Raw genomic sequence first — 20,083 nt, forward strand, 5'->3', positions numbered from 1 at the left:
AATTTACGGTATAGCGGATTATTCCTGTTTTACGTTAATAAATACGTAAAAGTTCTGATGGATTCATTCCATACTTTTTACGAAATAACTCTGAAAAATGACTGACATTATTGTATCCAACTGCAAATGCCGTTTCGGTCACATTACTATTTCCCGAACGCAGTAAATCTATCGCATGTTCCATACGCTTTTCTCGTAAATATGCAAATGTGGACATCCCAAATAATTCTTTAAACCCAATTTTTAATTTATAATCATTTAACTCTACTATTTTAGCTAATTCTAATAATGATGGGGGTGATTCCATTCGTTGAAGTAAAATTTCTTCAGCCTGTTTTATTTTATTCAAATCCTGTTTTGATAATTGACTCCTTTTATTTGCGTCACAATCATTAAGCAACACTCTCCCCAAATGTATAGAAAGCAATTCGAGCGCTTTACTTTCTAATTCTAGTTGACTAATACGATCCTTTTGGGGATGCTCTATCATTCTCTTAATAAGATTAGATGTTATAGAATCAATTGGATTTTGAAACTTTTTAAAAGATTGATTTCCTAATATAGAATGAAAATCAAGACTTTTTTCAATAGCATTATTCATCATGAAATGATTAAACAATTGTACAGGAATCCCAATCGCTAATGAATATAGAGGCGTTTCTTTTTCATATTCAAATACTACATCAAAATCATTCATAAAATATAAATAGCTATTTCCAGTCATTAATTCATACGAAGAATGACCAACTTGCACTTCTCCGAACCCTTGTAAACAAAAATTAAGCTCCACCATTGCTGCGTCCGATGCAAACTGAATGCGATGGTTATTATGAAATTGATAATTTGATAACACAATTTCCATACCTGAAAATGAAGTCCATCTTCGTATTTCACCCATACCTATTGTTTTGGGCATATTCATATGTTTTTCCTCTACAACTTGTAAACCATGAAAGTATTTATGAAAAATATCATGAAAACCGTTAGTCTTCATGAAATCCACACTCCTTTTATATAAAACTAAAATTTAATTGATAATTATTTTCAATTATAACAAATATCTTTATACAATAAATAGATTTTATTCCCATAACTCGTTATGATAAAAGAAAAAGAAAGCGAGCGAACAATGAATAAAAAAATCGCGATTATTACAGGGGCATCAAGTGGATTCGGACTTTTAACGACACTTGAACTTGCGAAAAAAGACTATTTTGTCATTGCTACAATGCGAAATCTTGAAAAACAAGTAGACTTAATATCTCAAGCTACTAAACTCCACTTACAACAAAATATAAAAGTTCAACAATTAGATGTAACAGATCAAAGTTCTATACATAACTTCCAATTATTTTTAAACGAAATAAACAGAATAGACATTCTCATAAATAATGCAGGATATGCAAATGGGGGCTTTATCGAAGAAATCCCAGTGGAGGAATACCGAAAACAATTTGAAACAAATCTTTTTGGAGCTATATCCATCACGCAACTTGTCTTACCATATATGAGAAAGCAGAAAAGCGGAAAAATCATTAATATAAGCAGTATTAGCGGGCAAGTAGGATTCCCTGGTTTATCCCCTTACGTTTCTTCAAAGTATGCATTAGAAGGCTGGAGTGAATCCCTTCGCTTAGAAGTAAAGCCTTTCGGAATAGACGTTGCCTTACTTGAACCTGGTTCTTATAACACGAACATATGGGAAGTTGGTAAACAATTAGCTGAAAACCAATCTGATACAACCTCTCCTTACAAAGAATATATGGATAAAATACAAAAGCACATAAACAATGGCAACGATACACTTGGTAATCCGATGGATGTTGCAAATAAAATCGTAGAAATTGCTGAAGCAAGGCGTACTACATTACGATACCCAATTGGGAAAGGTGTAAAATTTATGATCTTTGCGAAGAAGGTTCTTCCTTGGAGATTGTGGGAGTTTCTTGTATTGAGGAGCTTTAAGAAAATGTAAGTAACTTTATTTAAAAAATATGTAAGGGGTGCTAATTAAATGCTAGGTTTACCCTATGGTAAAGTGTTTTTAGTTCCGTGGTCCGAAGAGTGGGAATTTGAGTTTTCAAAAGAAAAACAATTAATTGAGGAACACATTGGAAAATATATTTTAGCGATACACCATATTGGAAGTACTTCCATCCCGCATTTAAGCGCAAAACCTATTATTGATATTGCGATGGAATTAAGAGATTCCAAAAGTGGTCTAAAATGTATTACAAACCTAGAACAATTAAATTATAAATATAGAAAAGATGTATTACCAGAAAGGTATTATTTCAATAAAGGTGAGCCAAGAACCCATCAAATTCATATGTATGAACAAGGGAATCCATATTTAATAGAACAATTAAAATTCAGAGATTACTTAATAGACAATAAAACCTCTCGTATGCAGTATGAACAGTTAAAGATTCAACTTTCAAAAGCTAACCCAAATGATAAGCATAAATATGCAGAGGATAAAACAAATTTCATTAAATCCATCTTGACTAAAATAAATGATTAAATTGCGAAGACCGAACTTCGTACACATAATAAGAAACCATTCATGTATAGATAAATGGTTTCTTATTAATTAGTTATTTCATTATTTATACCTTCAAAAATCATTTTATTATGCAGCAGATGGAAAGAAGTAAAATAGTATTGAAGTCATAAAAATAAACGTGAATATCCCAATTATCGAAAATATATATTCTTTCGATTCTCTATCATACTTCCATTCCATCAATGCTCTTAAGATTATCGTCCCCCCTAAATAAGTAAAAATGACATAAGCAATATTTACACGTTCGAATTTAAAGATAAATATAAAGCTAGTTATTAAATAAATAAAAAGTAGTCCTATTTCCAATTTTTTATGTAAACTATTTACATGTTTCTTATATCCCCAAAATCCGCTCTTTGGCATATTCAATTTTTTTCTTAAAAATCGATCCAAAAAGTAGCCCGCTATACAAAAAACAAAAATTATAATCCAAAATGTATAGGTTCTCAATATCATTCCTCCTATTACTTCATTGAATTGTTTAAAATAAAGTGGACTATATTAACGGTTATTGAACGAGTATTCTTGAATGATCTTCATTAAAAATGATCGCTTCTGCACGTAAGAAAGGTCTTTTCATTTCTTCTCTCCCTCTTACTTTAAATTTATACTATATTAAAGGAAGAAATATAGTATGAACCCTGTTATTATTAATGCTACAACTCCTAATAATGAAATCAAAAACTCACGCGATTCCTTATCATACTTCCACTCCATATATGATTGAAATCCATATAACGTAATAAAAAACAAAAGAGGTACATAGCCCATAAATATACGATTTGGAAGAAAAGTGCTTATAGCAATAACAACTATATAAGAGGAAATAATAATTCTATTTCCCCATTTATGTGTATCATTCACATATTGGTTATTCCATCCTTTTTGTTTCGGTATATTTAACTGTCTTCTCGCTATTCTTTCAAAAACCAATAAAGATAGCACCCATAAAATTAATAAGGATATTTTTGTAACTGACAGAAAACCCTCTCCTTTTTATTTTTTAACTTTAATTTTCTCCGGCTGATCACTCGGATACGTAGCATATGCATCATTTTCATAATCCCAACTAATAATGGTCGCACTATCTCGTCCTAATTGATGATGAACGTGTTCTAAAATATTGTGAACATTTTCTTTAAGATCTATATTATTTTTATTCATATCACTGTATAGGTTTAATGGCGTTTCATAACGGCGTTCCCCGCATTCTAATATCCCATCTGTCACCATTACAATTCGATTCTTTCCAGTACGTAGTTCACGAATTCCTGAAGAATAGCATGGAACGGGTAAATCAAACGTGTTTACATTACCAATCCATTCATAAAATTGACGTTGGTTTAATGTATATTGTCCTAATTTATGTAATTCATCATGAAATACATAAACTAGGCAATCACCAATAGATAGCCACCATATGTAATTTTCTTTTCTTACACATATTAAGCAAGCTGTTTCACCTTTTACTCTTTTGCACTTTTCTTTAAATGAGGAGGATTGAAAAATTGTAAGTATATGATTTTCAACAGATCGAAATACTGTTTCAATCGGTTCATTCATAATTACTTTTATATTTTCATATTCTGCTTGAATCGTACTTACTACTAAATCAACACTTTCTGCACTATTATGTCCGTCTAATATAACGGTGAATTCCCAATCACCATTCGACCAAACTAATGCACCGTCTTCATTCTTTTTTGCTCCGGCACTTATATTTCCGCCGTATTTACCAAGTACGATATCACCATATTGCTTGACTGAAACTTCGTCTAAACACATTTCTCTACTTCCAACCCATGAATATTGTGTATTATTTGTTGTATGCATACTCATTCACCATATACTTTCGTATTCTTTCGCATAGTTTTTTTATTTTCTCTGAATCTCCATAGGGTGCACCAGTCCAATTTGCTACTTCAGTCGGTGACCAAAACTCTTTTGGTGTATTTGGATAACGCGGTATAATGTGCATATGCATATGCGGTACACCATTTCCTGAAACGAAAGTGTAAATATGTTCTGCACCTTCGCTTTCTTTTAACGCTTTACTTATTCTACTTGTTATAAGTCCGAATGCTTTTGCCTCATTTTCAGTTAATTCAGCGAGACCAGGTACATGTCTTTTTATATCTATCATTACATAACCAAGATATATTTCTTCTGCATCCCAATGGACATGTCCAACGTAAACGAGTTCATCTTCGTAAATAGCTCCACCCGGAACTGTAATATTCCCTTTATGTTTTTCACAAATGAAGCAGTTTTGTTCTGCTTGATTGTTTATTGGCATATTCATCACCATCCTTTGCATATATAATATCATAAAAAAAGGAGAAATAGGTTTTATATTCCGAAAATTCAATCTCTTTAAATGAGAATTTTCACATTAAAATAATTTACAACTCATTATTTCTTCAAAAGCGTAATCCCCATTCCAACTGCAATCCCAATCGCTATTCCGATTGCTATATTATCAGTAAATACACCAGGAATTACACCGATTACAACACCTATAGCGACACCAATTGTCATAGCATCATTTCTTTTTTTATGTTTAGACAAAATTGCATCTCCTCTCATCATTTCTCCCTATATAATATCTATTTACATGAACGTTGCTGTTTCCTAATATATTTACTATTCCGCTTAAAAATTTCCAAAAAATGTACTTTATTACTTTTCCATTCCCCCTACATAATCCTCTTCGTTTGAAAGAATTTTCAAGTCACCATTACATATACATAGGCATTTACTATAAGAAAGATCAGTAATTTATTGAAGGAGGAACGATTCAAATGTATCCTCATTGGAATCCAAATATAAATCAACAATATGCTTACTCCCCCCATCCAGTAAGGAATACACTGCATTATGATTCGCAATACATGATGCAGCGCATCGCAAGCCTTGAAAGCCAATTAGCTAAATTAATCTCATTAATCGAAGAAAATAATCATTTAATTAAATCAATGGAACAACAGCAAAACCAAGTTTGTGCACCAGCTGGAGGTTCTGTTATTGTTCGGATGTAATTCGAATTCAAAAAACACACTTTGTAGTATAAAGTGTGTTTTTTGAATTATTTTCTTTTTGTATAAAACCCTTGCGTAATTCGATCTAATATAATCGCAATCACGACGATAGCTAGTCCAGCTTCAAATCCCATTCCGATATTTACTTGTGTTACAGAGCGATACACATCGACGCCAAGTCCTGGCGCTCCTACAAGTGAAGCTGTTACAACCATTGATAACGAAAGCATAATACTTTGATTCACGCCAGCCATGATCGTTCCGGTTGCGAGCGGTAATTGTACTTTAAATAATTTTTGTGATGCGGTAGAGCCAAATGCATTCGCAGCTTCAATTAAATCTTCTGGAACTTGTCTAATTCCTAAGTCTGTAAATCTGATTGTCGGTGGCATAGCAAAAATAACGGAAGCAATAATGCCTGGTACGACGCCTACTCCAAAAAATGTTATCGCGGGAATGAGATAGACGAATGCCGGCATTGTTTGCATAAAATCTAATGTCGGCTTTAAAAATTTTGAGAAACGTTCATTTTGAGATGCTAAAATGCCAATGGGAATTCCGATAATAATTGAAATAATAACTGACGTAAGTACGAGCGCTAATGTTTGCATCGTTTGTGCCCAGTAGTTAATATTTAAAATAAATAATAATCCGATGAGCGTAAAAATGACTAAAGATAATTTCCTCGTTGTGTACCAAATGAGGAAACATAAGATGATAATCATCACTATGGCTGGTATTATTGTTAAAAAATTAGTGAGTAAATCAACGAATCCACCGATAATATAGGAGAATCCTCGGAACAAGCCTTCAAAGTGCTCATATAAACTTGCAACAAATGAATCAACCCATTCGCCTAATGGAATGCGCGGAATATTATTCATCGTCTTTCACCTCTTCCTCGATGTTTCCTGCAAGAGCTTGAATGACACTTTCACGTTTAATAATTCCTCTTAACCTTTTCTTTTCATCAATTACCGGTAATGGATATTTCATCTCCGCCATTTTTGCATACGTTTCTTCCAGTAATGTATCTAAATACACGTGCGGGATATCGTTAAGTAATAAATCAGCAATTGGCCATTGTTTTTGTACCGCTTTACTTGCATCATCCGCAGTTAATATACCTAGAAATTCATACTTTTTGTTTACAACATATACCGTAGAAACACCTGCATTCCTCATAATTTGAAGTGCTACACGTGGTCCACGATCAATTAATAAAGTCTCCGGTCGTTTCAATATAGATTCCGCCGTAATTACTTTTCCTAAATTCACGTCCGCCACGAATTTCTCTACAAATTCATTGGCAGGACTCATCATAATTTCTTCCGGTGTTCCAATTTGGACAATTTCTCCATCTTTCATTAATGCGATACGATCACCAATTCGAAGAGCTTCATCTAAATCATGTGTAATAAATATAATTGTTTTTTCCATTTTATCTTGTAACTCTAACAATTCATCTTGCATTTCTTTTCGAATTAGTGGATCTAATGCACTAAATGACTCGTCCATTAGTAATACATCTGGATTATTCGTTAGTGCCCTTGCGATTCCAACACGCTGCTGCATACCACCACTAAGTTGGCTTGGGTAATTATCTTTATGATGATCTAGCCCTACTAACTGTAGCGATTCTAACGCCTTATTTTCTCTTTCCTCTACTGGAACTCCTTGAATTTCTAACCCGTACGCAACGTTTTGTATCACTGTACGGTGCGGAAATAAAGCGAACTTTTGAAACACCATGCTCATCTTCGTTCTTCTTACTCTTCGCAACTCTTCTTTTCCCATCGTCGCGATATCTTCACCATCTATGTATATATGCCCCGCTGTCGGTTTAATTAATTGATTTAGCATTCGAACCAATGTAGATTTCCCACTACCAGACAAACCCATAATAACGAAAATTTCTCCAGTGTATACTTCAAACGTTGCCTTTTTCACACCAACGTTCATTCCTGTCTCCTTTAAAATTTCCGATTTGCTTTTTCCTTCTTTTAATAAGGTAAGCGCTCGTTGCGGATGTTTCCCAAAAACTTTTGTTACATTTTCAACACGTACCTTTGTATTATCCATGTCACTACTCCTTTTCTACCCATCTATTTACATAGTGTTGCGATTTTACAGAGAAATATTACATAAAAATGACATATATAAGATTTCTTTAAAAATTCTTGTTTCCGTTCATAATAAGAAGGTTCACTTATAGATTAATTTATGAAAAGCAAAAGCTTCACAGGAGGTTTTGAATGCGAAAAAAAATATGGATTATAAGTCTGTTACTATTTATTAGTATGATTTTCACTTCTTGTAATGCAACAAATGCAAATTCGAAAGGAAAAATTAAACTTGGTGTAACAAGTTGGAAAGAAAATATCGCAACCGCAAATATGTGGAAAGTTTTATTAGAAGAAAAAGGCTATAAAGTTGAACTCATGTATTTAGAAAAAGCTGCGATATGGACTGGCGTCGCACGTGGTGATGTTGATGCGAATCTAGAAGTATGGCTTCCTGTTACGGATAAACCATTAAATGCCCGTTACAAAGATGACTTCGTCTTAAAATCAAAATGGTATGAAGGTACCGGGCTTGGTTTAGTCGTCCCTTCTTATGTGAAAAACGTTAACAGTATTGAAGATTTAAATGCACATAAAGATGAGCTAGATAATAAAATTGTTGGGATTGAACCTGGTAGTAGCCTAATGAATTTAACGAATAAAGCAATGAAGGCATATGATATAAAATTAAAACTTGTCCAATCTTCAGAAGCTGCGATGATGAGCGAACTCAAGAAGGCATATACGAAAAAGAAACCAATCGCTGTTACGCTTTGGAATCCGCATTGGGGCTTTTCAGAATTTGACTTAAAATATTTAAAAGACCCTAAGAAAGTATATGGTGAAAAAGATGACATTTATTACTCCGTTCGCAAAGGTTTCGAAAAAGATCATCCGGATATTGTGAAATACTTTGATCAATGGAAAATGAACGATGAACAACTAGGTACTTTAATGGTCATGCTAAATAAAACGAAAGATCCGGAAGAAGCCGCGCGAAAATGGATTAAAAAAAATCAAGCTTTAGTTGATGAATGGGTAAAAGAATGACAAAAACAGGCTAGGGAATTTATCATATTCTCTAGCCTGTTTCATGTTATTTTTTCTCAATAACTGCATCAACAATTCCATATTCCTTCGCTTCTACTGCCGTCATAAAATAATCTCTTTCTGTATCATGAGCTACCTTTTCTACTGGTTGCCCTGTTCGATCAGATATGATTTTGTTAATATCATGTTTTAACTTTAATATTCTTTTTGCTGTAATTTCAATCTCTGTTGCTTGCCCTTTTACACCGCCGAGCGGTTGATGAATCATGATTTCACTGTTAGGTAGCGCAAATCTTTTTCCCTTTGCGCCAGCTAATAGTAAAAGCGCACCAAATGATGCCGCAAAGCCCATACAAAGTGTTTGCACATCTGGTTTAATAAGGTTCATCGTATCTAATATTGCAAATCCCGCTGTCGTTGAACCGCCTGGACTATTGATATACAGGAATATATCTTTTCCTGCATCTTCCGCTTCTAAAAATAATAATTGTGCTACTACACTGCTTGCAACTTGATCGTTAATTTCTGAACCAATCATAATAATTCGGTCTTTTAATAATCTTGAATATATATCATAGGAGCGTTCTCCTAATTTCGTTTGTTCTACTACGTAAGGAATTGTATTCATATTAAATCCCTCCATCTATTTTATGCCGCACTAAGCATACAACTGTAAGAAGAAGGTTTTTTCATACTGAATAATAACACCGGTTGTATTGATGGTAACTTAGTAAAGTCTATTGTTGGGAGCAGTTTCGTCAACAATTCAGGTCTTTCTTCACGAATAGAAGTTACAACGATTTCAATATCATCCGTGTACTCCACTATTTCAATGCCTTCTTCACTTACAGTTTTCAGCCTATTTCTACTCCTAAATAACGATGCTTTCACTGCACCTTCTGATACCGAACATACTTTAGCAATATCCGCGATACTATACTGAAAAACATCCTTCAATAATAAAATTACAGATTGTTGCACATTTAACGAAGACAATACTTTCCCTACCATTTCATGCAAATCTGCAATTTTCCCATGTGGTTCTTCAAATGTATTTTGCTGTTCTAACTTTTCTTGAACGGATTTTGATTTCATTTGATCTAACCATTGATTTCGAGCAATTTTATACAGAAGCGTTATACAAATTTCCTTCTCACTATACTTTTGAAGAACTTTGCAAATTGCTTCTTGGGCAAGGTCTTCCCCATCCCATTTGTTTTTTGTCAAAAACGTACAGTATCTTTTTACCTCTGCATAATGTTCAATTAAAAAATTTATATTTGAATGATTCATATCGATATGATCCTTTAAAACTGGAGTTACTTTTGTGCACAAAATAACCACTCCTTTTCAGCGCTTACTTATTAAACGATTGAACAAAGAAAAAAGTTACGGGGCTTATAATTAATTTTATGTTTATGTTCATGAATACGGGTCATAAATATGTTATATAGCATTTTACATGAGGAGGAATCAATTTGCCAAAATTAACAGTTGAAGGTACCGGAACTTTTGATGTTGAAGAAGGGACAAAATTAGTATTAGCACTTGAAGATAACGGTGTACACATTCTTCATCGTTGCGGTGGTAAAGCAAGATGTACAACTTGTAGAGTTGAAGTCATTGCAGGTGATTTTTGTGAAGCTACAAATGATGAAAAACAAGCTATTACGGAAAAAGGAATTGAAGACCACTTACGATTATCGTGCCAAATGCGTGTACATAAAGATATTACTGTGCGCCCAATACTTACAGTTGAAAGTTCCGGTTTAGATGCTGGACCACGTCCGGCGGAGTAAAAGGATGAATTTAAAACAGCTAGCCGGTGAATATGCTGCTGGCTTTGTAAAAGATGGAATGAAGGTTGGACTTGGTACGGGTTCAACTGTATATTGGACAATACAAAAGTTAGGTGAACGTGTGCAAGAAGGTTTATCCATTCAAGCTGTACCAACGTCAAAAGAAACTGAAGTATTAGCTAAACAACTAGCTATTCCTTTAATCTCTTTAAATGAAATCGACATACTCGATCTTACAATCGATGGTGCAGATGAAATCAATAATGATTTACAATTAATAAAAGGTGGCGGTGGTGCATTACTTCGCGAAAAAATTGTCGCTACCTCCTCTGAAAAGCTTATAATTATTGCAGATGAATCCAAACTCGTTTCACATTTAGGTACCTTTCCACTTCCTATTGAAATCATCCCCTTCTCTTGGAAGCAAACTGAAAAGAGAATTCAATCTTTAGGATGCGAAACACGTTTACGTATGAAAGATGGCGGACCATTTATAACTGATAACGGCAATTTAATTATTGATTGTATTTTTCCAAACAAAATATTGAATCCAAATGATACACATACAGAGTTAAAGATGATTACCGGTGTAGTTGAAACAGGATTATTTATCAATATGACGAGCAAAGCGATCATCGGAACAAAAAACGGTATAAAAGAATATTAAGCATTTTAAAGGCTGACTTTTGCAAGTCAGTTTTTTCTTTTATAGTATTACATTATGATATACTATGAAAACACATTCATATCACACTAGAAAGGGCTGAACAATTTGCAATCCAAACTTATAACAGAACTTACAGATTTAGAAACTGCCTTTCACATTCGAAAAGAAGTATTCGTAAAAGAACAAGGTGTCCCACTTGAAGATGAATTCGATACATATGACCAAATTGGCGAGGCATGCAAACATATATTAGTTTATTATAATGAACTTCCTGTAGGAACTGGCCGTATACGATTCGTTGACGGAATGGGTAAACTAGAAAGAATTTGTATTTTAAAAGACTATCGCAAATACGGATTAGGCAAAGTAATCATTCAAAAGTTAGAAGAGATTGCTCGTAACAAAGAAGCAAACAAAGTTAAACTACACGGTCAAACACAAGCTGAAGGGTTTTATGAAAAATTAGGCTATCAAACTTCTTCCGACCTATTTATGGAAGATGGAATTCCACATATTCTTATGACGAAAGTGTTATCATAATAGAAAGGTTACTATATGATTCTACATTATGTATTCGTATAGTAACCTTTCTGTAGCGTATTCGTTTGAAAGTCTCTTTGATGAATATTCTAGATTAATACAAAAAGACGACGCTGAATACGTCGTCTTTTTTATAAGCAGAAAAGTTAATTCTCAAGCTTCCTTTTTTTGTATCAAAGCCCATCATCTTTCATTTCATTTTGAGGTAAAGCTTACACTGTTTTCCATAAGGATAAAGCAAAAATCCAGTTTGGATCCCCATGTCCTTCATAATTCTGGACTGCCTCATACACTTTTCCCTCGTGTAAAACTCTATCTCCCTTTTTATATGCTTTCTTTGCATTCCACGCTTCATATGAAGCGCTTTCAGTTTTTGTAGTAATTGTGAACGTATCACTTTGTACGGATTCATTTCCAACTACATCCACTGCTTTCACTGCATATTTATAAGTAGTATTAGCGAGTAAATTTTTATCCATATAAGAAGTCGTATTGGATGTTGCAATTTTTTTCATTGTTCCTTCTATTTCTCTATAAATATCGTAATAGTCTACACCAACGTTATCATCAGATGGACTCCACATTAGATCCACACTTGACGCTGTTGTTCCCATGCTATGTAATCCTTTTGGTTGTGTTGGTGCTTCTGTATCAGGAGCCTCAACTGTCGTTTTCACTGTAAGCGCTGTACTTTCTTTCGATACATTGCCAGCCGCGTCAATTGCTTTTACAGTATAAGTGTATTCTGTACTTGGTTTTAATTGTTTATTAATAAAATGAGTGCCTAGTACAGTGTCAATCATCTCTCCGTTACGGAAAACTTGATATCCTTTCACCCCTACATTATCCGTAGAAGTGTTCCATGTTAGTTCTATACTATTTGCTGTTACTTTTTGCGTCTGAAGTCCATTTGGAATACTTGGAGCTTCTGTGTCTGGTTTCACATCGTTGATGAGGTTAACATCAATTACATTATAGAATGCATTTACTGTATCAGCTATATCCCATACTGCTAAAATCACATGATATCCACTACGGTCAGTAGGTACATTGATTTTGTGAGTTAAATTATTTGAAGCTGCAGAACCATCATGTTGTACAGTGCCAATCGGCTCAAAGTCTGCTCTTGTTAGTGCTTTATTTGGATTCCATCCTTTTTTTGTAATATAGTAATGCCATTTGCTTGTTAAGTGAGGCGCTGTATACTTCCAAGTAAATGTATTTTCCCCACCAGTGATTGTATTTTTAAACCAACGATCCGCTGCTTGTTGATCTAAAATACCGCCAAATTTGCCACCTGCAGAAGCGATTTGCCCATCAACTGGGCCACCTTGTGGGAATCCTTTTGGAGCTTCTAAACTTTGTGGTTCATACATAACACTTCCGCAGTTTACATTTAGAGCACCATAAGTTGGACTACATAAAGCGGAACGGCTACCAGGCTTTTCAACAAAGCCGTGCGCGTATGCATTTTGAGGAATAAGTGTCGTGCCGATAATTCCAGCTGTTAATGCAACAGCTCCTATACTTTTTTTGTTCATTTTCAAGTTTTGTAGTTGTTTTAAAAATCGATTATTCATGTTCCTGTCCCCTTCTTGTTATACTTCGTAGTGTAATGTGGGCTTTGATGTAAAAGAATAACAAGAGTCAACCTTATTTCGTGTATACGTAAATATGCATACACCGTCGTAAAGAAACATTTCATTTCTTGTGATATATTTCACTTACTGAATATATCATGACATAGAAATCACCTAAATGTGTGCAGAAGTTGTGCAGAAACAGTGAAATTACTACTAACACGTAAAACTACATCCTAAATTTATAAAGTAAAAGTGAGCAATAGAAATTGTAGTACTTGTAATGAAAAATTTTAGGTATATATATGGATGAATTGCACCAAGTCGTCTTGAACCCTTCATCGTTAACTTAAAACGCATGGCAATGTGAGATCACATTATTTTAAAACAACGTGCCATCTCCATTTTCCATATATCTTTCTATCAATACTTTGAAATTACTTATCACTTGTAAACATTTCCGAATCCGTCAATATAGTTTCATAAAACTTATCATATTCTTCACTGTATTGAAGTTTTAACTTTTCTATTAAACTTGTATCTGGTGAAACAATGTCAATAACGTCTGTACTTATATACAATAAATAAGTATCGTTATAAAAAGAAATATACGCTTGCTGACCACCATTAACGACATACTTGCAATACTTATATACTTCATCTTCATGTACACCTTTAATCGTAGTAAATATGATTGTACTTTCAAGATCATCAACGTCTACTTTCGTTTCTGCCCAATTCTTAATCTTCATGAACCTTCCAATTTTTGTTTTCTCATTTATTCTCTTACTTTTACCATATGTTATGTAACCGGAAATAAATGAAACATCAATTGCATCAGGACTTTTAAAAAGTTCAGTCAAAATCCCTCTTAATCCTCTCAAATTACCCTCAAATAATTCTATATCGAATCTAATTCTATTTTTCGCCTCCACTTGAAAAAATGGTGTAGCTGTCATGTCAGCAAAATTTACATCTAGTATTTTCATTCTTTCCATTTCATCAATTCCTCGCTTCATATAACATAAAAGTGTCTATATCATTTAATATAGACACCCTTTCACATGTATAGTTTTAATAACAGCCTGTAAATTTAAAAATTTCATCAACTGCTTGCTTATACCCACCTGATTTTCGGAGAGACTCCTTCAAATTCAAAGTAGCTTCTTTACATGACGGATTATTTAATACTATTTCTACACTTTCACTTAGTTGATCCGCAGTTAATCCTTGCATTTGCAATTTAACTCCTGCCCCGAGACTCTCCACTTGCTTTGCGATTACTGGCTGATCTGCACTTTGCGGAATTACAACGAGTGGAACACCGTTATATATCCCTTCATGCGTACTGTTCATACCGCCGTGTGTAATAAATAGTTTCGTATATTTGAGAAGTTCAGTTTGTGGTACATAGTTTTTCACAATGAAGTTTTTAGGGATATTACCTACATCACTTATTTCCATTTTGTTGCCAATAGACATAACAATTGTATGCTTACTATTCTCGAACGCCTTCATACAAAGTTTATAAAAATCAAGCGCTTCATTAAAAACAGTACCTAATGAAATGTAAATCAGGCTTTTTTCTTCAATTGAAGTGTAATCAAAACCTTCATTTTTCACTTGTGTAGAGATAGATGGACCCACAAATTTGAATGTTTCATTAAATGTATCCCCAAAAGGTTGGAACTCCTTAATTGTATACACAATAGTAAGTGAAGCTGGATTACAGAAAACTTCATACGGTGAGTTTATATCAACACCATATTTTTCTGTAATTCCATTAGTTAAGTTTTCAAAATCATTATGTATTCTATCCTGAAATTCCAGTGGGATATTTTTAGAAAGATGGTCTAACATTTGTTTAAATGATTTTTCATCTTGTGCAAAAGATGTGCATGAATTTATGGCTGGAAGATTAAGAATTTGGGCAATTAAGCGTCCACAGCCAAACATCGAATCATGAATAATATAATCAAAATGTTCTCCTTCAATTTGTTCTAGAACACTCGGTATAATAACATCTGCTGTATGTAAAAGACCATTTATTCTTTCCTGTAAATAATTCCGACCACCGGAAAGAAATGCTTGTATAAATTTTTGATCATCAATCGTTCGTACAGTAGCACCTGTCTTCTCAATACGCTCCCTGAAAGCCTCTATTGAAAAATAAACTACCTCTTCACCGCGAGAAATCAGTTCTTCTACAACATGTAATGTTGGATTTATATGTCCTTCTGATCCAGCGTTAATGAATAAAACACGTGCCATTCAAAACACTCCTTAAATTTTAAAATTTCTATGTTGTAAAGAGTATGGATACTTTCCATACTCTTTACGGTGTTATATGTATCATTTTCCTGCTAAATTGACCTAGCAAGCCTAAAACCGAGATCATCTATATGAAACGTAGGATGACTACGACGGCGACAAGTGGCACCGCAACCTCTAGCTGCTTCAGCCCAACTACCACCACGAAAAATGCGGTATGACCCGTACACTGTTTCATCATACAAATCATAGCACCATTCCCAAACGTTCCCTAACATATCATAAAGTCCCCATGCATTCGGCTCTTTTTTACCGACGTCATGAATTTGCCCACTTGAATTTTCATTATACCACGCTATTTTCTGAAGTTCCCCATACGTATATCCCGTCGTACCTGCTTTACATGCATATTGCCACTCTGCCTCAGACGGTAATCGATAGCCATTTGAATGCAAGTTACAACTAACCTTTTTCCCATCATCTTGTATAGAATAATACTCTGTAAACCCTGCTATTTTAGACAGTAAATTACAAAAAGCAATTGCATCATGCCATGAAATATTTACAACAGGTTTATTACCATTTTCATTACCATTTAGTGCACGATTCGTAATTGCGTAATATAATTCCGCTGTTACAACATACTTTGCAAGAAGAAATGGTTTTATTTGAACTTGCCATTCTTTTTTTATTCGATCATCTCTTAATTCTACTTTTCCTGTTGGAATTTTCACCATATTAGAGTCAACCGGGCCAATGAATCTATTCAATCCTATCCCCCCATGTTACTTCTTTTTATAATCTAACTATTTATGGTATCGTGCTTCTCTAAAAATAGTCTTACTTCATTTGAAGATTTTAAAATAATAACATCTTTATCCTTACTCAATTGATTTAGCCCCTTTAAAATTGAAGGTCGTTTCGTTTTAGGATATTCCCATATCCATTTGAAAAATTGCAAGTCAAATCTTTCTTCACATCCAGCCCCCATATCCGGTCTTGTTTTATTCCGATATTGCACAATTCTTTTAAAAGCACGATAAACACAAATTGTTCTATGAATATCAAGAAAGATAATTGTATCAGCTGCGTTAATTCTTATGTCCATTGTCCCGCCATAATTCCCATCAATAATCCACTTTTCCCCTTTAACTAATTCATTTTGAACCGTTCTTTGCTCCTCTTTCGGTACACCCTCCCAATTTGGTTTCCAAAATAGTGCATCAAGATGATGCACCTTAATATTTAGCTTATTACCTAACTGCCTTGCTAATGTGGATTTTCCTGAACCACCAGAACCAATTAATATAATTTTTTTCATAAATACCCCTTTTTACATCTTTTATTTCTTCCGTAGCATAAACTCACAAAACATTCCAATCCCAACACCAATTGTATAAGCAACTAGATCACTCCATAAAAATCCGTAACCTAATACGAGTCCACCTAAAGTCGTTGCTCGAATGCTATCTATCCATTCCGCATGGTACAATTGACTAATTTCAATCCCGTAGCAAAATATCAAACTAATAAAAGCTAATTTCTTCGTTTCTATTTTAGGAAACAAAAATCCGAATCCAACGAAAATCATTAACGCCCATAAAGCATCACCTAAGTAATCATTTAATAAATCAGGTAACGCAAAAGCAAACTTTCTTGAACTAAGGCCTAAAATAATAACAACTATAGTAAACATTGCATATAGTAATCTATTTCGTTTCGTATTCATTTCAAAATCTCCTAATATATAATGTAAAACTGCAAATAGCTAGTAAAATATAATCATTTTACTAGCTATTTATATACGGTTTCACTTTGTATTCTTCGCTTTTATAATAAGGAAATGCGGGTTAGTGTTTAAATAATAATATGATTTCTCATCTACTTCCTTCATCTTTTCAATCGGTTTCGGCTCGACTAACTCTTCTAATACAAAATTACTCGTTGTTTCATTTATAATATCTTGAAGTGACCTTCTAAAGAAACTTACTTCAATTGTAATATTAGGTTTCCGCCAAGTATCTACTAACAATTGCGTTTTAAAATAATCTTCACACGGAAACTTTGTAAAATCCATAAATGGGTGATGAACGGAATACACAAATAAACCACCTGGTTTAAGGACGCGATGAAACTCTTGAAATACATTACTCCAATTTTGCAAGTAATGAAGAGTAAGCGAACTTACAATCATATCAAAAGAATTATCTTCAAATGGTAATGTTTCTTGAAGGTCATGACAAAGAAATGTTGCTTTATCACCTGTACTTTCCTTTGCGGCTTTTACCATTTCAGAACTTACATCAATTGCTGTAACGTTTGCTCCTCTTCCTACGAATTGAGAAGTATACCATCCAGCTGCACATCCAGCATCTAGTATTCTCTTCCCTTCTAGTTTCTTTGGAATAATCTCCATCATCGCTGGTCTTTCATAATAACTGTTATATGGATTTGCCAAATCTAGATTTTCTTTATATGTACTCGCTAATTTATCATACGTATCTTTGATTGAGTCTTTCATTACATCCACTCCTAATACATATTAATCCAATAACTCTTGCTGCTTTTTCTTTGAAAATGATTGCAGTACTAAATCATACGACCAATCTATCATCTTATTAATTTGTTCTTGTCCTACATCTTTATGTATGTACACTGTATTCCAATGCTTTTTGTTCATATGATATCCAGGAATTATTGTTTCTGGGTAATCTTCTCTTATTCTTAATGCGAGTTCTGGATCACATTTTAATGTAATTGCAGCTTTTTCACCTTCTTCATGGTTCACTATCGCAAATATTTTATTATTGAGCCTCATACATGTTGCACTCCAGCCATCCGGAGAATCTTCTGTCGCTTTTCTTTTCGATAAACAATACTCTCTCGTTGCATTCATTCTTCTGGCACCTCTTATTCTTCCACTATTTGATTACGATGCATCACAATTTGCTTCGTCGCTTTAAATTGCTGTTCACCATAAAACTTTATTAGTTTCTCTCCGCAAAATAGACTAACAATATCAATATGAGATATCTCTTCCAGTAATATTGTAAGCATATTCTCTCCAATACCTTTATTTCTTACACTTTCATGTACGACAACATCTTCTATGTACGCTCGAAAAACACCATCTGAAACGACTCTAGCAAATCCAATTAATTCATTTTCTTCCCATACTCCAATTGCTATACTATTCTTTAACATTTTTTCAATATCAATTTCTTTTCTTTCCGGCCACCAGCCGACTGAATCATAAAGCTTCTTTATTTTCTCTGCACAGATTGGTTGTTCATGTTGTAATTTATACGTGTACATTTTCTTTCTCCTGTCAAACAGTTTACATAACATTATTATAATCTCTTTTCTAAAAAGTGCTGACTATGCCCTTTCGGGTGATCTTCAACGACACCATACTCTCGGTAGCCGTGCTTTTTATAAAATTCTGGTGCTTGGAAACTAAATGAATCTAGTAATATGAGTCTACATCCTTTTTCCTTCGCAATGTCTTCGATTTTATGTATCAGTTGACTTCCATAACCATCATGACGAACCGATTCATCAACCCATAAAAAATCGATATGAAGATGATAAAAATACATCGTTCCTGTAACGCCGCCAAAGATTTTCCCTTCCTCATCTTTCACTACAAAGCTTACTTGTTCCATCGGCTGTTTTACTTCATCTGTTAAGATGGACATATTATATTGAATTACTTTATTTTTAATGTATTCTCCTTCAGTGCGTGTACCGTTCTCTATATGTTTCATATACATTGCTTCCTTTCAACTTAGTAAGTTACATTTAATTTTTATTTCGTCTCTTTAAAATACTAATGAACACAAATCCACCATATGTAACAAAGCACGAAAAACCAATTATCCCAGGTACAGAGACATAGCCTATTCTTACATAACTTATAACTGCAAAACTAGTAATTAATATTAAAATAGATGGCCAAAATATAAGAGCCGTTTTTCTTCGTCTCTGTTTCGATGTACTTTCTTTCTCTTCAGAAACACGTGTGCCAAAAAGCAATACAATACAAATAAGAATCGCTGCAAAGTAAATTGTATCTAATGACAAAGTGTGATCGTATAGTGCAATTCCAACTTCAAGAGCAATAATCGTTACAATTAGAATAATAATTGTTGAAGTCTTTAAGTTTCGTTTCAATCGCTCACTCCTAGCATGCTTTCACTATATTCTTTGTATATGTATTTCAAAGCTGTTGTAATAGTTTCATCAACCTCTATATTATGAACTCGCTCGGGTAAATCTTCTCCTCCAATTACATAAAGAAACGGGAGTTCATTAAACATTCCCATTATACCAATATTTATTGTAGCTGTGGGCAATCCACCTGTCATATATATTCATCTCTATTTCTATATTGTTTTATCACCTCTGAAAATTCGATATAAAATGTAAAAAACCTTTTTTTGTTTAATTATGTTGGTGAATATAAAAAGATAGCATGAGATTTCTTCATACTATCTTTTGAAATATATA

Annotated in this window: 28 protein-coding genes and 1 pseudogene; 7 read left to right on the plus strand and 22 right to left on the minus strand. The window is 33.7% G+C overall.

From position 1 onward, the window contains the following. Positions 1 to 34: 34 nt before the first annotated feature. A complete protein-coding gene (locus ABH957_RS12335) occupies positions 35 to 994 on the minus strand; it encodes a helix-turn-helix domain-containing protein (protein ID WP_404511334.1) in 960 nt (319 codons plus the stop codon). A 135-nt stretch (positions 995 to 1,129) separates the two neighbouring features. Here ABH957_RS12335 and ABH957_RS12340 point away from each other — a divergent pair, with 135 nt between their 5' ends. Beyond that, positions 1,130 to 1,975: an oxidoreductase gene (locus tag ABH957_RS12340; protein WP_404453633.1), complete on the plus strand. Its 846-nt coding sequence runs from the start codon at positions 1,130 to 1,132 to the stop codon at positions 1,973 to 1,975. Positions 1,976 to 2,014: 39 nt separating this feature from the next. Beyond that, a complete protein-coding gene (locus ABH957_RS12345; protein WP_404453630.1) occupies positions 2,015 to 2,524 on the plus strand; it encodes a GrpB family protein in 510 nt (169 codons plus the stop codon). Between the two features lie 108 nt (positions 2,525 to 2,632). Here ABH957_RS12345 and ABH957_RS12350 read toward each other — a convergent pair whose 3' ends face one another. From ABH957_RS12350 to ABH957_RS12370, 5 genes are all read right to left on the minus strand, one after another. Continuing rightward, positions 2,633 to 3,016, minus strand: a complete 384-nt coding sequence (locus ABH957_RS12350; protein ID WP_404453627.1) for a DUF4181 domain-containing protein — start codon at positions 3,014 to 3,016, stop codon at positions 2,633 to 2,635. Between the two features lie 165 nt (positions 3,017 to 3,181). After that, positions 3,182 to 3,499, minus strand: a complete 318-nt coding sequence (locus ABH957_RS12355) for a DUF4181 domain-containing protein (RefSeq protein WP_082180372.1) — start codon at positions 3,497 to 3,499, stop codon at positions 3,182 to 3,184. Positions 3,500 to 3,562: 63 nt separating this feature from the next. Then, a complete protein-coding gene (locus ABH957_RS12360; RefSeq protein WP_404511336.1) occupies positions 3,563 to 4,405 on the minus strand; it encodes a PP2C family serine/threonine-protein phosphatase in 843 nt (280 codons plus the stop codon). Further along, on the minus strand, positions 4,383 to 4,874 hold the full coding sequence (locus ABH957_RS12365; RefSeq protein ID WP_404511376.1) for an HIT family protein: 492 nt from the start codon (positions 4,872 to 4,874) through the stop codon (positions 4,383 to 4,385). The genes ABH957_RS12360 and ABH957_RS12365 overlap by 23 nt, the downstream gene beginning before the upstream one ends. Positions 4,875 to 4,978: 104 nt before the next feature. Continuing rightward, positions 4,979 to 5,152 (minus strand): glycine zipper domain-containing protein, encoded by a 174-nt coding sequence (locus ABH957_RS12370; protein WP_016095574.1) that lies wholly within the window; start codon positions 5,150 to 5,152, stop codon positions 4,979 to 4,981. Between the two features lie 215 nt (positions 5,153 to 5,367). Here ABH957_RS12370 and ABH957_RS12375 point away from each other — a divergent pair, with 215 nt between their 5' ends. Next, positions 5,368 to 5,604: a hypothetical protein gene (locus tag ABH957_RS12375; protein ID WP_002110275.1), complete on the plus strand. Its 237-nt coding sequence runs from the start codon at positions 5,368 to 5,370 to the stop codon at positions 5,602 to 5,604. A gap of 47 nt (positions 5,605 to 5,651) precedes the next feature. On the opposite strand, the gene ABH957_RS12380 is transcribed toward ABH957_RS12375, so the two are convergent. After that, positions 5,652 to 6,488, minus strand: a complete 837-nt coding sequence (locus tag ABH957_RS12380) for an ABC transporter permease (protein ID WP_002127727.1) — start codon at positions 6,486 to 6,488, stop codon at positions 5,652 to 5,654. Next, the gene (locus ABH957_RS12385) at positions 6,481 to 7,686 is read right to left on the minus strand and encodes a quaternary amine ABC transporter ATP-binding protein (protein ID WP_000370622.1); all 1,206 of its coding nucleotides are present in this window, start codon (positions 7,684 to 7,686) and stop codon (positions 6,481 to 6,483) included. The genes ABH957_RS12380 and ABH957_RS12385 overlap by 8 nt, the downstream gene beginning before the upstream one ends. A gap of 173 nt (positions 7,687 to 7,859) precedes the next feature. Here ABH957_RS12385 and ABH957_RS12390 point away from each other — a divergent pair, with 173 nt between their 5' ends. Further along, positions 7,860 to 8,717, plus strand: a complete 858-nt coding sequence (locus ABH957_RS12390; RefSeq protein WP_215583671.1) for a glycine betaine ABC transporter substrate-binding protein — start codon at positions 7,860 to 7,862, stop codon at positions 8,715 to 8,717. A gap of 46 nt (positions 8,718 to 8,763) precedes the next feature. On the opposite strand, the gene clpP is transcribed toward ABH957_RS12390, so the two are convergent. Beyond that, a complete protein-coding gene (gene clpP / locus ABH957_RS12395) occupies positions 8,764 to 9,345 on the minus strand; it encodes an ATP-dependent Clp endopeptidase proteolytic subunit ClpP (protein ID WP_404448794.1) in 582 nt (193 codons plus the stop codon). A 20-nt stretch (positions 9,346 to 9,365) separates the two neighbouring features. Continuing rightward, a complete protein-coding gene (locus tag ABH957_RS12400; protein WP_340952548.1) occupies positions 9,366 to 10,052 on the minus strand; it encodes an RNA polymerase subunit sigma-70 in 687 nt (228 codons plus the stop codon). Positions 10,053 to 10,195: 143 nt separating this feature from the next. Between ABH957_RS12400 and ABH957_RS12405 the strand changes: the two genes are divergently transcribed. From ABH957_RS12405 to ABH957_RS12415, 3 genes are all read left to right on the plus strand, one after another. Then, the gene (locus ABH957_RS12405; RefSeq protein WP_002147392.1) at positions 10,196 to 10,516 is read left to right on the plus strand and encodes a 2Fe-2S iron-sulfur cluster-binding protein; all 321 of its coding nucleotides are present in this window, start codon (positions 10,196 to 10,198) and stop codon (positions 10,514 to 10,516) included. Between the two features lie 4 nt (positions 10,517 to 10,520). Further along, positions 10,521 to 11,183, plus strand: a complete 663-nt coding sequence (gene rpiA, locus ABH957_RS12410; RefSeq protein WP_098168322.1) for a ribose 5-phosphate isomerase A — start codon at positions 10,521 to 10,523, stop codon at positions 11,181 to 11,183. A gap of 105 nt (positions 11,184 to 11,288) precedes the next feature. Further along, positions 11,289 to 11,723 (plus strand): GNAT family N-acetyltransferase, encoded by a 435-nt coding sequence (locus ABH957_RS12415; protein WP_404448788.1) that lies wholly within the window; start codon positions 11,289 to 11,291, stop codon positions 11,721 to 11,723. A 212-nt stretch (positions 11,724 to 11,935) separates the two neighbouring features. Here the strand turns inward: ABH957_RS12415 and ABH957_RS12420 are convergent, their stop codons facing one another. From ABH957_RS12420 to ABH957_RS12475, 12 genes and pseudogenes are all read right to left on the minus strand, one after another. After that, positions 11,936 to 13,303, minus strand: a complete 1,368-nt coding sequence (locus ABH957_RS12420; RefSeq protein ID WP_404511338.1) for a lytic polysaccharide monooxygenase — start codon at positions 13,301 to 13,303, stop codon at positions 11,936 to 11,938. A 437-nt stretch (positions 13,304 to 13,740) separates the two neighbouring features. Then, positions 13,741 to 14,301, minus strand: a complete 561-nt coding sequence (locus ABH957_RS12425) for a phosphatase (protein ID WP_340953931.1) — start codon at positions 14,299 to 14,301, stop codon at positions 13,741 to 13,743. A 76-nt stretch (positions 14,302 to 14,377) separates the two neighbouring features. Beyond that, entirely contained in the window at positions 14,378 to 15,574 is a 1,197-nt protein-coding gene (locus ABH957_RS12430; RefSeq protein WP_340952557.1) for a macrolide family glycosyltransferase, read from the minus strand. 92 nt (positions 15,575 to 15,666) lie between these two features. After that, positions 15,667 to 16,344, minus strand: coding sequence for a formylglycine-generating enzyme family protein (locus tag ABH957_RS12435; protein ID WP_033734055.1), 678 nt, complete (start codon positions 16,342 to 16,344; stop codon positions 15,667 to 15,669). 32 nt (positions 16,345 to 16,376) lie between these two features. After that, entirely contained in the window at positions 16,377 to 16,895 is a 519-nt protein-coding gene (locus ABH957_RS12440) for a DNA topology modulation protein (protein WP_404453616.1), read from the minus strand. Between the two features lie 21 nt (positions 16,896 to 16,916). After that, positions 16,917 to 17,303, minus strand: coding sequence for a ribosomal maturation YjgA family protein (locus tag ABH957_RS12445; protein WP_404448781.1), 387 nt, complete (start codon positions 17,301 to 17,303; stop codon positions 16,917 to 16,919). 81 nt (positions 17,304 to 17,384) lie between these two features. Further along, on the minus strand, positions 17,385 to 18,095 hold the full coding sequence (locus ABH957_RS12450) for a class I SAM-dependent methyltransferase (RefSeq protein ID WP_033734052.1): 711 nt from the start codon (positions 18,093 to 18,095) through the stop codon (positions 17,385 to 17,387). A gap of 21 nt (positions 18,096 to 18,116) precedes the next feature. Continuing rightward, positions 18,117 to 18,470 carry an MmcQ/YjbR family DNA-binding protein gene (locus ABH957_RS12455; protein WP_070143336.1) on the minus strand — a complete coding sequence of 118 codons (354 nt, stop codon included), beginning with the start codon at positions 18,468 to 18,470 and terminating at the stop codon, positions 18,117 to 18,119. Positions 18,471 to 18,484: 14 nt separating this feature from the next. Next, complete coding sequence (locus ABH957_RS12460; protein ID WP_003189822.1) at positions 18,485 to 18,889, minus strand: GNAT family N-acetyltransferase; 405 nt, start codon at positions 18,887 to 18,889, stop codon at positions 18,485 to 18,487. Positions 18,890 to 18,924: 35 nt separating this feature from the next. Then, positions 18,925 to 19,341 carry a GNAT family N-acetyltransferase gene (locus tag ABH957_RS12465; RefSeq protein ID WP_033734050.1) on the minus strand — a complete coding sequence of 139 codons (417 nt, stop codon included), beginning with the start codon at positions 19,339 to 19,341 and terminating at the stop codon, positions 18,925 to 18,927. Positions 19,342 to 19,375: 34 nt separating this feature from the next. After that, positions 19,376 to 19,747 carry a hypothetical protein gene (locus ABH957_RS12470; RefSeq protein WP_033734048.1) on the minus strand — a complete coding sequence of 124 codons (372 nt, stop codon included), beginning with the start codon at positions 19,745 to 19,747 and terminating at the stop codon, positions 19,376 to 19,378. Further along, a pseudogene (locus ABH957_RS12475) lies at positions 19,744 to 19,944 on the minus strand (serine hydrolase); the annotation flags it as partial. The pseudogene ABH957_RS12475 and the gene ABH957_RS12470, both read right to left, overlap by 4 nt. Positions 19,945 to 20,083 lie beyond the last annotated feature (139 nt).

The organism is Bacillus sp. RC242, from assembly GCF_044908245.1.
Taxonomy (GTDB): Bacteria; Bacillota; Bacilli; order Bacillales; family Bacillaceae_G; genus Bacillus_A; species Bacillus_A mycoides.

Bases quoted from the DNA above. Each gene is read 5' to 3' on its own strand.
- ABH957_RS12335 (WP_404511334.1), bottom strand. From the start codon at position 994: ATGAAGACTAACGGTTTTCATGATATTTTTCATAAATACTTTCATGGT.
- ABH957_RS12340 (WP_404453633.1), top strand. From the start codon at position 1,130: ATGAATAAAAAAATCGCGATTATTACAGGGGCATCAAGTGGATTCGGA.
- ABH957_RS12345 (WP_404453630.1), top strand. From the start codon at position 2,015: ATGCTAGGTTTACCCTATGGTAAAGTGTTTTTAGTTCCGTGGTCCGAA.
- ABH957_RS12360 (WP_404511336.1), bottom strand. From the start codon at position 4,405: ATGAGTATGCATACAACAAATAATACACAATATTCATGGGTTGGAAGT.
- ABH957_RS12365 (WP_404511376.1), bottom strand. From the start codon at position 4,874: ATGGTGATGAATATGCCAATAAACAATCAAGCAGAACAAAACTGCTTC.
- ABH957_RS12370 (WP_016095574.1), bottom strand. From the start codon at position 5,152: ATGAGAGGAGATGCAATTTTGTCTAAACATAAAAAAAGAAATGATGCT.
- ABH957_RS12375 (WP_002110275.1), top strand. From the start codon at position 5,368: ATGTATCCTCATTGGAATCCAAATATAAATCAACAATATGCTTACTCC.
- ABH957_RS12380 (WP_002127727.1), bottom strand. From the start codon at position 6,488: ATGAATAATATTCCGCGCATTCCATTAGGCGAATGGGTTGATTCATTT.
- ABH957_RS12385 (WP_000370622.1), bottom strand. From the start codon at position 7,686: ATGGATAATACAAAGGTACGTGTTGAAAATGTAACAAAAGTTTTTGGG.
- ABH957_RS12390 (WP_215583671.1), top strand. From the start codon at position 7,860: ATGCGAAAAAAAATATGGATTATAAGTCTGTTACTATTTATTAGTATG.
- clpP (WP_404448794.1), bottom strand. From the start codon at position 9,345: ATGAATACAATTCCTTACGTAGTAGAACAAACGAAATTAGGAGAACGC.
- rpiA (WP_098168322.1), top strand. From the start codon at position 10,521: ATGAATTTAAAACAGCTAGCCGGTGAATATGCTGCTGGCTTTGTAAAA.
- ABH957_RS12420 (WP_404511338.1), bottom strand. From the start codon at position 13,303: ATGAATAATCGATTTTTAAAACAACTACAAAACTTGAAAATGAACAAA.
- ABH957_RS12425 (WP_340953931.1), bottom strand. From the start codon at position 14,301: ATGGAAAGAATGAAAATACTAGATGTAAATTTTGCTGACATGACAGCT.
- ABH957_RS12430 (WP_340952557.1), bottom strand. From the start codon at position 15,574: ATGGCACGTGTTTTATTCATTAACGCTGGATCAGAAGGACATATAAAT.
- ABH957_RS12440 (WP_404453616.1), bottom strand. From the start codon at position 16,895: ATGAAAAAAATTATATTAATTGGTTCTGGTGGTTCAGGAAAATCCACA.
- ABH957_RS12445 (WP_404448781.1), bottom strand. From the start codon at position 17,303: ATGAATACGAAACGAAATAGATTACTATATGCAATGTTTACTATAGTT.
- ABH957_RS12450 (WP_033734052.1), bottom strand. From the start codon at position 18,095: ATGAAAGACTCAATCAAAGATACGTATGATAAATTAGCGAGTACATAT.
- ABH957_RS12455 (WP_070143336.1), bottom strand. From the start codon at position 18,470: ATGAATGCAACGAGAGAGTATTGTTTATCGAAAAGAAAAGCGACAGAA.
- ABH957_RS12460 (WP_003189822.1), bottom strand. From the start codon at position 18,889: ATGTACACGTATAAATTACAACATGAACAACCAATCTGTGCAGAGAAA.
- ABH957_RS12465 (WP_033734050.1), bottom strand. From the start codon at position 19,341: ATGAAACATATAGAGAACGGTACACGCACTGAAGGAGAATACATTAAA.